The organism is Pseudoalteromonas sp. SR43-5, assembly GCF_014163835.1.
GTDB classification, from domain to species: domain Bacteria; phylum Pseudomonadota; class Gammaproteobacteria; order Enterobacterales; family Alteromonadaceae; genus Pseudoalteromonas; species Pseudoalteromonas distincta.
Map to the genome: position 1 here is coordinate 168,540 of NZ_JACJEA010000001.1, position 12,574 is coordinate 181,113.

Here is a 12,574-nt window from a genome sequence, read left to right on the forward strand (position 1 = left end):
GAGTAGTAAAAAGAATATGAATTTAAAAAAATTATTAACATCAGCAGTTTTAAGTGCCAGCCTTTGTCAAAGTGTAATGGCTGCACCAGTAGAAATAGATAAAGTTATTGGCGTTGTAAACCAAGGCGTAATTTTAAAAAGCGAAGTAGACACCATAATTGATCGTGTTAAAAAGCAAGCACAAGAACAAGGCCAGCAATTACCAAAAGATGAAACACTTCGTGTACAAGCTGTAGAGCGTTTAGTTAATCAAGCGCTTATGATGCAAATGGCTGAGCGTATGGGGTTACAAATCTCAGACAGCCAACTCGATCAAACTCTCGCTAACATGGCAAAAGAGCAAGGCGGAACAATCGCCGACTTACGCCGCACTATTGAAGGTTCGGGCGAAAGCTTTCAAGCTTACCGTGAAGAAATTCGTAAAGAAATCACAACGCAGCAAGTAACACGTGCAAGCGTTGATCGTCGTATTTATATTAGCGAACAAGAAGTTGATAACCTTTTAAAAATTATGGAAACCCAAGGTCAAAGTGCTGAAGAGTACGACATTGGTCATATTTTAATAGATATCCCTAACGATGCGACAGCTGACGAAATTGCTGATGCAAAAACACGTGCCGATAAAGTTATTGAGCTATTAAACGATGGCCAAGAATTTAAGCGTATTGCTATTTCATCATCAAGCGGCTCTAAAGCACTTGAAGGTGGACAACTTGGTTACATGGGCATTAACGAAATGCCATCGCTTTTTGCTGAAGCAGTAAAAGGCCAAAAGAAAGGCGCTATTGTTGGCCCACTTCGCTCTGGTGCTGGTTTTCATATCATTAAAGTACAAGACGTTCGTGGTCTACAAGTTGTAGAAACAACTGAAGTACGTTCACGCCATATACTTATTAAACCTTCAATTATTTTAAGTGAAGAAAAAGCACGCTCAATGCTTGCAGGCTTTGCAAAAGACTTACGCGCAGGAACAGCCGACTTTGGTGAACTTGCTAAAGAGTACTCAGAAGATCCTGGCTCTGCACTTAAAGGTGGCGAGTACGATTGGACAGATCCAACTACCTACGTACCTGCGTTTAAAGATACATTACTTTCTCTTAAAGAAAATGAAATAAGCGAACCGTTTAGAACACAGTTTGGTTGGCATATTGTGCAGTTACTTGGCAAACGTGTAGCTGATAAAACTGAACTAGCTAAACGTAACCGTGCTCATGGCATGTTGTTTAACCGTAAATTTAAGGAAGAAAGTTTTAACTGGCAGCAAGAAATGCGCGAGCAAGCTCACGTTGAAATTTTCCCTATAGACCAATAAATATGACTCTAAGAATTGCTATTACACCGGGTGAACCAGCCGGTATTGGCCCAGATTTGCTACTCACGCTTGCTCAGCAAGCGTGGGACGCTCAACTTATAGCGATTGCTGATGGCAAACTATTAAAAGAGCGTGCAAAGCATTTAGGCTTAACAATAAATTTAATTGAATTTGATGATAATGCCCCCGCCATAGCAGCACCTGCGGGCAGTTTGTATATTCATCAGGTTGATTTAGGTGCGGATGTAGAGCTTGGCGTACTAAACGACGGTAACGGCCAATACGTGTTAGATACCTTGCGTATAGCAAGCGAAAAAAACATGGATGGCACGTTCGATGCGGTTGTTACGGGCCCTGTTCACAAAGGCATTATTAACAAAGCGGGCATTTCATTTAGCGGACACACTGAGTATTTTGCGCAGCAATCAAATACTGCAGATGTGGTTATGATGCTTGCAACTGAAGGTTTACGCGTTGCACTTGTAACCACGCATATTCCACTTGCGTATGTGTCGCGTGCCATTACTCCTGAGCGCTTAACTAAAGTAGCGGGTATTTTAAATCACGACTTACAAACTAAGTTTGGGATAGAAAAACCACGTATTTTAGTGTGTGGCTTAAACCCACATGCAGGTGAAGATGGCCATTTAGGCCGTGAAGAAATAGAAACAATCACCCCAACGCTTGAAATACTTAGAAGCGAAGGGATGAATTTAATTGGCCCACTACCGGCCGATACCTTATTTCAACATAAATACCTATCTGAAGCAGATGCAGTACTTGCTATGTATCACGATCAGGGATTACCTGTGCTAAAATACAAAGGATTTGGTAAATCGGTAAATATTACCCTTGGCTTACCATTTATCCGCACCTCAGTTGACCACGGTACTGCTCTCGATTTAGCAGGGACTGGTACAGCTGACGTTGGCAGTTTTGAATTAGCGATCCGCGAAGCAATTAAGCTCGCCCAAGAAAAAGCACAAAATCAATGACCGATAAAGTACATTTAGGACACCGCGCTCGTAAGCGTTTTGGGCAAAACTTTTTATTTGATGAATCTATCATCGATAAAATAGTCTCTGCGATTGATCCTAAACCAGAAGACAACTTAGTAGAAATTGGCCCCGGCCTTGGCGCAATTACTGAGCCAGTAGCCGACTTAAGCGGCCATTTAACGGTTGTTGAATTAGATAAAGACTTAGCACAACGATTAATTGAACACCCATTTTTGGGTCCTAAATTAACCGTTAACCAAGGCGATGCAATGACGTTTGACTTTGCAAGCTTGGTTCGCGATGACAAAAAATTAAAAGTGTTTGGTAACTTACCTTACAATATTTCGACACCGTTATTGTTTCACCTTTTTGAATTTTCAGATCATATTGAGCACATGCACTTTATGCTTCAAAAAGAAGTAGTAAAACGCATGGTAGCAGGCCCAGGTAGTAAAACATTTGGTCGCTTAAGCGTAATGACTCAATACTACTGTAATGCAATGCCGGTTGTTGAAGTACCACCTGAGTGCTTTAAACCAGCGCCAAAAGTTGACTCTGCTGTTATTCGTTTAATACCTAAAAAGCCAGAGCAACGTACAGCAAAAAGCGTTAAAATTTTAAACACCGTGTGTTTAGAAGCATTTAACCAGCGCCGTAAAACGCTACGAAATAGTTTAGGTAACTTACTTACCGCAGAAGAACTAACTAGCATTGGCATTGATATAACGCTGCGTGCTGAGCGCTTATCTTTACAACAATTTATTGATATAGCTAACTGGATTTATGACAACAAGCAGTAACATTGGATCGCCTGTAAAGGTATCTGTAGAAACATTTTACGTAGAAGGTCAATCTCAACCTGAGCTTGAAAAATACGTATTTGCTTACTCGGTAACAATTAAAAACCATAGTTTATGCAGTGCAAAATTACTGAGCCGCTATTGGTTAATTACCGATGCAAATGGCAAACAAGTAGAAGTTGAAGGCGAAGGCGTTGTTGGCGAAATGCCAGATATTGGCCCAGGCGAAAGCTATAAATACACCAGCGGTGCAATTTTAGATACACCTGTAGGCACTATGCAAGGTCATTACACGTTACGCAACGAATTTGGCTCTGAGTTTCAGGCGCCTATTAATGTCTTTCGTTTGGCTTGCCCTAACATTTTGCATTAAGCACTTAGATGGCAGATTATGCGATAGGTGATTTACAAGGGTGTTTTAGTGAATTTAACACCCTTTTACAACGGGTTGATTTTAACCCAAGTAAAGATCACCTATATTTAGTTGGCGACATAGTTGCTCGCGGGCCAGACTCCCTAGCCTGCTTAGACTATATTTACCAACATCAAAATAGCATGACCATTACTTTAGGCAATCACGACCTTCACATGGTTGCCTGCTACTTTCTTAACAAACCCACTAATCCAAAAGATAAATTAAACTCAATATTTGAAAGCCCTAAATTGGCTAACTACATCGCTTTTTTACAAACCCAGCCTTTGGCTTTAGAGCTTAAAAAACATAACTGCTTTATATCTCACGCGGGGTTAAATCCCGATTGGTCTGTTGAAGATGCGCTAAAACAAGCTCAATTTGCACAAAGCTGTTATCAATCAAGTAACGCAAAAGCGTTTTTTGAACACATGTACCAGGCTCACCCCGCTAGGTGGTCTAACACCCTTGATGACTTTGCAAAGTTTAGATACATAGTTAATTACTTTACCCGCATGCGTTTTTTAACAAGTGATAACAAACTCGAGCTTAATGCAAAGGGTGCAATAACCGACAGCGAAACTCTCACTCCTTGGTTTAACCACCCCAATATAGCTAAATCTAAACACGATATTATTTTTGGCCACTGGGCCGCACTTGAAGGTAGAACAGGTAATCCAAGGGTTCACGCCCTAGATACAGGCTGCGTATGGGGTAACACCATGAGCCTAATGGAGCTGAGTACTAAAAAAGTAATTGTAGAAAATTCCCACCTTTCGTCTAAATAAACTGAAAAAAAACAATACATCTGTTAGATTTATCAATTAATAGTTAAAATTAATTAAAGTAATTGATTTTAATTACTTAACTTATTGGTACAAACGCCGATAAGTCTTAATTGAAGTACTTTTTGAGTGGAAATCTTATGAACCTGACAGTAAGCCAGCGTATTTGGGGTGGTTTTATATTTATCACACTATTATTATTAATAATTGGTGGTAATTCCTTAATAAAAATTGCAAATATTGACCGTTCCACTCAAAAAGTGAACCAACTATCACTCCCAGCATTAAATAAAAGCTCTGAGCTACAAGCCGAATTTATTTTAATGAGCAAAGCCGCTCAAGCGAGCTTTTACACTACATCAGCCAATGAGCTTGCACCAATAAAAGCACAAGTCCTTGAACAAAAACAGCAATTCAACACGCTGCACCGTGAGCTTCAAGACGTAGTAAAAAACGATGCTGCACTTAATCAAAGTAGCCAAAATGTAGAAAAAACTTATTTAAGCTTTTTAAGCACCGTTGAAAATTTATTAGCAGATAAAGGCAAGCAACTAGCATTAAATAAAACATTAAAAGCACAATTAGAAAATATAGAACTAAGTGCAGAAGATGCTAACTCTGTTGTACTCGACATTATCGACATTGACGGGTTTGAACAAAACCACCCTCGCGCTTATCAAGCTGCAAATAATTTAGAAAACAACTTTATGTCGGTAGTTAGTAACAGCACCGACATGCTAACTGTTAAAACGCTTAATACTCTCGATATTGTTAAAAACGAGCAAACGTATTACCTTGAAGAAGTAGTACGCACCGTTGATTTAATTAAGCCAGCAATAGAGCAAACGCATAGCGACTTATATTCAAGCCTAAAAGAGTATGTTGATATTTTAGAAAATAACATAAAGGGCAGTAACAGCTTAGCGGCAAACAAAAAACGTTTAATTGATTCAATTACGCTTACGCAATCAGAGCTTGCACAGTCAGAACAAGCCACCAAAATGGCACTTAACCAAATTGACGAACTAGTTAATCAAGCGAGTGACGTTGCGTTTAAATTACAACAAGGTGTGCGCAGCGATGTAGACTCAGCTAATTTATGGACCTGGGTTGGTATGGTTATAGCCACTCTTTTAGCAATTGTGATTGCCATTATTACTGTTAGCCGCATTACTAAACCACTTGCCGAAGTTAATCGCATTTTAGATATTGTTGCAAGTGGCGACATGACACAACGTTTAGACGATAGCGCTCAAGACGAGTTTGGCGAACTATCTAAAAGTTGTAATACACTAATTGACAGCCTACGCAGCCTAATTAAAGGTATTATTTCGCGCTCTACTCAACTTGCAGCAGCATCAGAGCAAACATCGGCCATTACCTCAGAATCAAGCCAAGCAATTCGTAACCAACAAGCACAAGTTGAACAAGCAGCTACTGCAACAACCGAAATGAGCAGTACATCGCAAACAGTTAGTAACAGCGCTCAACAAGCGCTTAGCGAAATTAAAAATGCTGATAAAGAAGCTGAACGCGTTAAAGGTATTTCGAATAACAATAAAGCTACGATTGAACAGCTAGCACGTGAAGTAGACGACGCCTCACAAGTCATTAATAAACTGCATCAAGATAGCGCATCAATAGGCAGCATTTTAGATGTAATACGCGGAATAGCGGATCAAACTAACCTACTTGCACTAAATGCCGCAATTGAAGCTGCACGAGCTGGCGAATACGGCCGAGGCTTTGCTGTTGTAGCTGACGAAGTACGCTCTCTAGCAAGTAAAACTCAAGAGTCAACCCAAGAGATACAATCAATGATTGAATCGCTACAAACAGGCGCTGAAGCTGCCGTAACGGCAATGAGCAAAGGTAAGCAACGTGCGGTATCGTGTGTTGAGCAAACCGACCTAGCAAGTAGCGCACTTGATTCGATTACATTTGCGGTTTCGCAAGCTCACGACGTAAGTGAAGAAATTTCGACTGCAGCACTTGAGCAACAACAAGTAGCACAAGAAATTAGCGAACGCCTTGAGTCGATTGTAGCCATTGCAGAGCAAACAGCCGAAGGCGCAAACCAAACTAATATCTCAAGTTCAGAAGTAGCAAAACTTGCTGAAGAACTTCGCTTGTCGGTAGACGAATTTAAAGTTTAAGTTTACTAAAACGATTAAAAAAACCGATGGTACTATGCACCACCGGTTTTTTTGTTTATGAGACCTTTAAAAGCAAAATGTAAAACCTCACCTACATAACAATTCTAGCACCTACGGCACAGAGCTGCTTCGCACTACACATTGAAGTTATTAGATCTTCTCTTTCACTTCTCCATGCCTTCTCGGTGGTGATAATAATGTCTTAATCACTTTATGAGCATTTAGCCCAAAACAATTCTACCACCGAGGACACAGAGGCGCTTCGCGCTACACTGAGAAGTTATTAGGTCTTCTCTTTCACTTCTCCTTGTCTTCTCGGTGGTGATAATAATGCCTTAATCATGCTCTATAAGCGAGGTATAAAACCTCACCTACAACTTATATATACCAATTACTAACTACTAATATATCGCTTTTTTCTTCCTTACTTAGGCGTTTATTGCTAACCTCGCGTTAACGTTTTTACTTAAACAAATTTTTGCTAACGGAATAATTATGCTCAAAAAAATATCACTGTTTATCGGGATGGCAATCAGTGCAAATGCTGTTGCTAAAGGTGGCGTATCACCCTACTTACCTTTAAATCAAGCCCCAGAACTTGAGCACTTAGTACAACAACTTTTAGCTGTAAGTAAAAACACACACATTATGAGTAAACCTTATAAATCTCACGATATTTATCGAATATTACAAACCATAAGGTATGACTACCCTGAGCTTTATCACACACTTACTTATCAAATTAATCCTTATATACAATCAAGCGCAACCACTCTTGCTAAAGTAACTTTATCAGCAGGCACGAATGAAAAGAACATACCAAATCAACGCGGCCAAACAACAAAAACAAACCTAATAGTTGAAGGTGGTGCTTATTCTAATTTTGGTGATTACTTCGGTATGAGTGCTGTGGGTATAGCCAACGAGGATGAAATATTACTAACGCAAAGTATCATGTACTTAGGCTTCAAATATGCACAACTAGATATCGGTTATAGAGAGCATTGGTATTCACCTTTTAACAACAGCGCAATGTTACTCAGCACACAAGCCGAAACAACTCCGTCTATATCCATAAGTAATGTAACCCCCATAACTAGCTTTAATATTCGATACGATATGTTTATTACTCAACTCTCTGAGCAAAGAGGTATCTTAAAAAACAAAAGAGTCGAAAACGCAGAAGATCGAGAGTATGAACCCGGAAAACCTTACTTATTCGGCCTACATACTAGCTTAGCAATAACTGACAATCTGACTGTCAGTTTAAGCCGTCTCATGCAGTTCGGTGGGGGACCAAGAGATGTATCATTAAAAGATTTTGCTGAAGGTTTTTTTAGCCCCGGAAGCAAAGATAATGTTGGCGAAGATGACACAAACGACGTTAACTTTGAATTAGGTGATCAACTAGGTGCTATTGCTTTTGAGTATTCGAACACACTCTATGATACACCTTATGAACTATATGCAGAAATAGCATTAGAAGACACCCTTGGAGGGGATCGTAATAATGCATATAGCTTTGGTTTATTTCTTCCATTTATCAGCGACAAACACAGCTTACGCATCGAACACAGTAACTGGCAAGAGCTTTGGTATGCCAATGGTATATATCTAGATGGAAATAGAAATAACGGCAATGTAATTGGCCACTGGGCTGGTGATGAGCATATCTACGACGACTATGTTGCTGCTAAGGCCGTTAGCTTAAATTGGAACTGGCAATTGAATCGAAAAGAGAGCCTGCAAACTACATTCAGCAGTTTAAAAAACAAAAGTGATGTTTATACGACCAGCTATGAGTTACAAATAACTTATAATAGAAAGCTTTCTAGAGCAGCTTGGGGAGTTAAAAGCTGGGGTGTAGATTTTTATGGCGGTGAGGATGTATACGGTGACTCATTTGCTAAATTAGGTGTTACGGCCAATTTTAATTAGTAATAGCTGTTTTGTGCTTACATTTAAATTATATCAATTCGCTTAATTAGGTGATCTATTTTGAGGTAATAAAATCGTGTTGGTAACAAGACAAAAATTTCGTTATTTATTTGTTATATATCGGAATTTTTAACACAGTTAGCGTCAGATTTAACCCCTCAAATTTATTAAGTATTATTGTTATTAAGCCAAATAAAATGTATAGCACTTAATGCTATAGACCTTCACACTATATAGATATAAAAAACCCCGTGATTACCACGGGGTTACATACGTATTAAACAATAAGAAGCTAATAGTTTGTTAGTAGTTTAATCGCTACCAAATAAATCGCGTGTATAAACTTTGTCTGCAATATCACTGAGCTCTTCAACCATACGGTTAGATACAACAACGTCAGATATTTGCTTGAATTCATTTAAGTCTTTAATTACGCGAGAGTGATAAAACTCATTTTCTTCAAGTACTGGCTCGTAAACTACTACCTCAATACCTTTAGCTTTAATGCGCTTCATAATACCTTGAATAGCAGAAGCTCTAAAGTTATCAGACCCTGTTTTCATTACTAAACGATACACGCCAACCACTTTAGGGCTACGCTTAATTATTGAGTCCGCAATAAAGTCTTTACGTGTCGTATTAGCATCAACAATCGCACCAATAATGTTGTTTGGTACATTTGCATAATTTGCACGTAACTGCTTAGTGTCTTTTGGTAAGCAGTAACCGCCATATCCAAACGATGGATTATTGTAATGATCACCAATACGTGGGTCTAAACTAACACCCTGTATAATTTGCTTAGAGTTTAAGCCATGTGCTTCAGCGTAGCTATCAAGCTCATTAAAGTAAGCTACACGCATTGCTAAATAAGTGTTTGAGAACAACTTAATAGCTTCGGCTTCAGTTGAGTCAGTAAAAAGTACTTCAATATCTTCTTTGATAGCGCCTTGCTTAAGTAAGTTAGCAAATACACTGGCGCGCTCACTTTGCTCACCAACAACAATACGCGATGGGTATAGGTTATCGTGTAGCGCTTTACCTTCACGTAAAAACTCTGGTGAAAATATTAAATTACTAATACCCAACGTCTCTTTAATATTTTGCGTAAAACCAACCGGTATAGTCGACTTAATCACCATAACTGCATTTGGGTTATGCGCTATCGCATCTTTAATTACAGCCTCTACAGAGCTTGTATTAAAGTAGTTATTTTCAACATCGTAATCGGTTGGAGTCGCAATAATTACAAAATCGGCATTTTTGTATGCGGCTACTTTATCAGTTGTGGCTGTAAAATTTAAATCACTGCGTGTTAAAAAATCACTAATTTCAGTATCAACAATAGGCGATTGCTTATTGTTTAAAAGCGCAATTTTGTGTTCGTCTATATCTAATGCAACCACTTCATTGTGTTGTGCTAACAACATAGCATTAGAAAGGCCTACATAGCCTGTACCTACAACGGCAATTTTCATTTTATTCCCTTAATATTTATAGTGTTAATCATTCTAATTTTACTTTATGAGCGTTCACTTAAAAACAATTTTATCACCCATAACACAGAGGTACTACATCGAGAAGTTATTAGATCTTCTCCTTCACTTCTCCTTGTCTTCTAGGTGGTGATAATAATGTCTTAATTACTTTATGAGCATTTAGCCCAAAACAATTTTACCACCGAGAACACAGAGGCGCTTCGCGCTACACAGAGAAGTTATTAGATCTTCTCTTTCACTTCTCCTTGTCTTCTCGGTGGTGATAATAATGTCTTAATGTCTTAATCACTTTATGAGTATTTAGCCCAAAACAATTTTACCACCGAGAACACAGAGGCGCTTCGCGCTACACAGAGAAGTTATTTGATCTTCTCCTTCACTTCTCCTTGTCTTCTCGGGGGTGATAATAATGTCTTAATCACTTAATGAGTATTTAGCCCAAAACAATTTTACCACCGAGAGCACAGAGGCGCTTCGCGCTACACGGAGAAGTTATTAGATCTTCTCTTTTACTTCTCCTTGTCTTCTCGGTGGTGATAATAATGTCTTAATCACTTAATGAGTATTTAGCCCAAAACAATTTTACCACCGAGAGCACAGAGGCGCTTCGCGCTACACAGAGAAGTTATTAGATCTTCTCTTTCACTTCACCTTGTCTTCTCGGTGGTGATAATAATGTCTTAATTACTTTATGAGCATTTAGCCCAAAACAATTTTACCACCGAGAGCACAGAGGCGCTTCGCGCTACACAAAGAAGTTCTTAGATCTTCTCTTTCACTTCTCCTTATCTTCTCGGTGGTGATAATAATGTCTTAATCACTTTATTAGCATTTAGCCCAAAACAATTCTACCACCGAGAGCACCGAGGCGCTTCGCGCTCCACGGAGAAGTTATTAGCTCCTCTCCTTCACTTCTCTGTACCCTCTGTGTTGATAACTATTACTTATTCACTTTGTGAATTCACTTAATAAATAAGATTTAGAACTCATATAAATACATTACTTATAGTAACCTACTAGTTCAGTTATAAAACTTGAAAGTTGCGACTCAGGCAGCTCATTAATTCCAGCAGCAGCCGCTCGCCCACCACCAGTTGCAAACTTACTACATATATCAACAGCTCCCTGCTTATTACTAAGCGGAGCGCGTACACTAACAGTATAACTTCCCTTATTATTGCTTGTAACAACACCATGCGCTTTAGTCGGAGCTTGGTTAGCTAAATCATTACCTAATACACCACTAACACGACGCGCCCAAGGCTCATCATCTAATAAAATAACTTTGGCAGTATCACAATCATGCAGGACTTTGGCTCCTGCAGCTTTTTTCATATCAGCTTTATAAGCACGCTCTAAAGTATAGTAAGCAGAGTTTTCATCGTTAATGGCATCAAGCGGCGATTTATATTGCAAAAGTTGCTCGTAAAGATCTTCTGGAGAAAAATGTAAATCAGCAACTTCACTCCCATAACCATTATAATTAATATACGTGCCAAATGCCTTTAGCTGCGATTTTTGTAATTCACTCAGTTTTAACTTATCAGCTTCAGCATCAGCCTTTGCAAATAAATTATCCCCATATGCAGCAGTAATTGCCCACAGGTGGAATTGATTATTAAGTAAATCACTCACAATTAAACTGGTGCACATATTTGCATCCAGATCTATATGAGGAAATAAATTTGCGTGATTAGGAATGTCACCTGCTTTGTGATGGTCAACATACATAACTTTAGCGCCAGCCGTTAAAGCATCATGAAGTGCTGGCATATTTTTTTCCATTGAAATATCAAGCACACGAATACAGTCGCCTGATTGTGGTGTTACTTTTTTTAGTAACTGAATATCACGCTTAACCCCAGTTACTTTAACTGTGTCTGTCGGATTAGCGAGTTGTAACTGAAGTAATGCGATAATACCATCAGCATCACCATTAAAAACATCGTATTTCATAATAGTCTCAAAGTCAGAAAACAAAGTACTTTGCTTAACTAAGCGGTTAATCTTTAAATTATTCAGGTATTAAAGTCTGAATACCTATAATTTTATAACTTCTTTTTCTTTTAAATACTGAATAATTTGCTCAACACTTTGTTCAATACTTTGCTGTGCTGTTTTTACATGTAACTCTGGTGATATTGGTACATCAAAAGCAGAGCTAATCCCCGTAAAGTTAGGTATTTCGCCAGCTCTCGCTTTTTTATACAAACCTTTAGGATCGCGGCTTTCGCATACTTCTATTGGAGTATCAATAAACACCTCAATAAACTCACCGTTGGCCATAATACTGCGAGCCTGGGCACGATCTGTAGCAAATGGAGAAATAAATGCTGTCGACACTATTAAGCCAGCATCAACAAATAACTTAGCAACTTCACTAATACGACGGATATTTTCAATACGGTCTTCATCGCTAAATGTGAGCCCTTTATTTAGACCCATACGAACATTGTCACCATCTAACAAATAAGTATGACAACCTAATTCAAATAATTTTGATTCCACCGCATTAGCAATAGTCGATTTACCTGAGCCACTTAATCCCGTATACCAAAGCAAAACCGGCTTATGTCCTTTATGACCTTGCTTTTGTTCTCGTGACACCGTTTGCGTGTGCCATACTATATTTTCATCCTGGCTCATTAATATACCTTACCTTTTATTCTTGTAC

The 12,574-nt window shown here is 38.8% G+C and carries 10 protein-coding genes; 7 read left to right on the top strand and 3 right to left on the bottom strand.

Annotation, left to right across the window (positions count from 1 at the left end):
• The first annotated feature begins 16 nt into the window (after positions 1–16).
• The 7 genes from surA (at position 17) to H5090_RS00890 (ending at position 8,401) form a co-directional block, all read left to right on the top strand.
• Positions 17–1,312: a peptidylprolyl isomerase SurA gene (surA, locus tag H5090_RS00860; RefSeq protein ID WP_002960833.1), complete on the top strand. Its 1,296-nt coding sequence runs from the start codon at positions 17–19 to the stop codon at positions 1,310–1,312.
• A gap of 2 nt (positions 1,313–1,314) precedes the next feature.
• On the top strand, positions 1,315–2,307 hold the full coding sequence (gene pdxA, locus H5090_RS00865) for a 4-hydroxythreonine-4-phosphate dehydrogenase PdxA (protein WP_024589800.1): 993 nt from the start codon (positions 1,315–1,317) through the stop codon (positions 2,305–2,307).
• Positions 2,304–3,110, top strand: a complete 807-nt coding sequence (rsmA, locus tag H5090_RS00870) for a 16S rRNA (adenine(1518)-N(6)/adenine(1519)-N(6))-dimethyltransferase RsmA (protein WP_002960838.1) — start codon at positions 2,304–2,306, stop codon at positions 3,108–3,110. The genes pdxA and rsmA overlap by 4 nt, the downstream gene beginning before the upstream one ends.
• Positions 3,094–3,483, top strand: coding sequence for a Co2+/Mg2+ efflux protein ApaG (gene apaG / locus H5090_RS00875; RefSeq protein ID WP_002960839.1), 390 nt, complete (start codon positions 3,094–3,096; stop codon positions 3,481–3,483). The genes rsmA and apaG overlap by 17 nt, the downstream gene beginning before the upstream one ends.
• Before the next feature lie 8 nt (positions 3,484–3,491).
• The gene (locus H5090_RS00880; protein ID WP_182694752.1) at positions 3,492–4,310 is read left to right on the top strand and encodes a symmetrical bis(5'-nucleosyl)-tetraphosphatase; all 819 of its coding nucleotides are present in this window, start codon (positions 3,492–3,494) and stop codon (positions 4,308–4,310) included.
• Between the two features lie 137 nt (positions 4,311–4,447).
• Complete coding sequence (locus tag H5090_RS00885; RefSeq protein ID WP_002960842.1) at positions 4,448–6,463, top strand: methyl-accepting chemotaxis protein; 2,016 nt, start codon at positions 4,448–4,450, stop codon at positions 6,461–6,463.
• Positions 6,464–6,958: 495 nt separating this feature from the next.
• Positions 6,959–8,401, top strand: a complete 1,443-nt coding sequence (locus tag H5090_RS00890) for a capsule assembly Wzi family protein (RefSeq protein ID WP_182694753.1) — start codon at positions 6,959–6,961, stop codon at positions 8,399–8,401.
• A gap of 311 nt (positions 8,402–8,712) precedes the next feature.
• Here the strand turns inward: H5090_RS00890 and H5090_RS00895 are convergent, their stop codons facing one another.
• The 3 genes from H5090_RS00895 to cysC form a co-directional block, all read right to left on the bottom strand.
• Complete coding sequence (locus H5090_RS00895) at positions 8,713–9,879, bottom strand: nucleotide sugar dehydrogenase (protein ID WP_024596722.1); 1,167 nt, start codon at positions 9,877–9,879, stop codon at positions 8,713–8,715.
• A gap of 1,020 nt (positions 9,880–10,899) precedes the next feature.
• Positions 10,900–11,856, bottom strand: coding sequence for a DHH family phosphoesterase (locus H5090_RS00900; RefSeq protein WP_182694754.1), 957 nt, complete (start codon positions 11,854–11,856; stop codon positions 10,900–10,902).
• A gap of 84 nt (positions 11,857–11,940) precedes the next feature.
• Complete coding sequence (gene cysC / locus H5090_RS00905) at positions 11,941–12,546, bottom strand: adenylyl-sulfate kinase (protein ID WP_024596724.1); 606 nt, start codon at positions 12,544–12,546, stop codon at positions 11,941–11,943.
• Positions 12,547–12,574 lie beyond the last annotated feature (28 nt).

Excerpts from the sequence above, each read along its gene's own strand:
- surA (WP_002960833.1), top strand. The coding sequence starts at position 17 with ATGAATTTAAAAAAATTATTAACATCAGCAGTTTTAAGTGCCAGCCTT.
- pdxA (WP_024589800.1), top strand. The coding sequence starts at position 1,315 with ATGACTCTAAGAATTGCTATTACACCGGGTGAACCAGCCGGTATTGGC.
- rsmA (WP_002960838.1), top strand. The coding sequence starts at position 2,304 with ATGACCGATAAAGTACATTTAGGACACCGCGCTCGTAAGCGTTTTGGG.
- apaG (WP_002960839.1), top strand. The coding sequence starts at position 3,094 with ATGACAACAAGCAGTAACATTGGATCGCCTGTAAAGGTATCTGTAGAA.
- H5090_RS00880 (WP_182694752.1), top strand. The coding sequence starts at position 3,492 with ATGGCAGATTATGCGATAGGTGATTTACAAGGGTGTTTTAGTGAATTT.
- H5090_RS00885 (WP_002960842.1), top strand. The coding sequence starts at position 4,448 with ATGAACCTGACAGTAAGCCAGCGTATTTGGGGTGGTTTTATATTTATC.
- H5090_RS00890 (WP_182694753.1), top strand. The coding sequence starts at position 6,959 with ATGCTCAAAAAAATATCACTGTTTATCGGGATGGCAATCAGTGCAAAT.
- H5090_RS00895 (WP_024596722.1), bottom strand. The coding sequence starts at position 9,879 with ATGAAAATTGCCGTTGTAGGTACAGGCTATGTAGGCCTTTCTAATGCT.
- H5090_RS00900 (WP_182694754.1), bottom strand. The coding sequence starts at position 11,856 with ATGAAATACGATGTTTTTAATGGTGATGCTGATGGTATTATCGCATTA.
- cysC (WP_024596724.1), bottom strand. The coding sequence starts at position 12,546 with ATGAGCCAGGATGAAAATATAGTATGGCACACGCAAACGGTGTCACGA.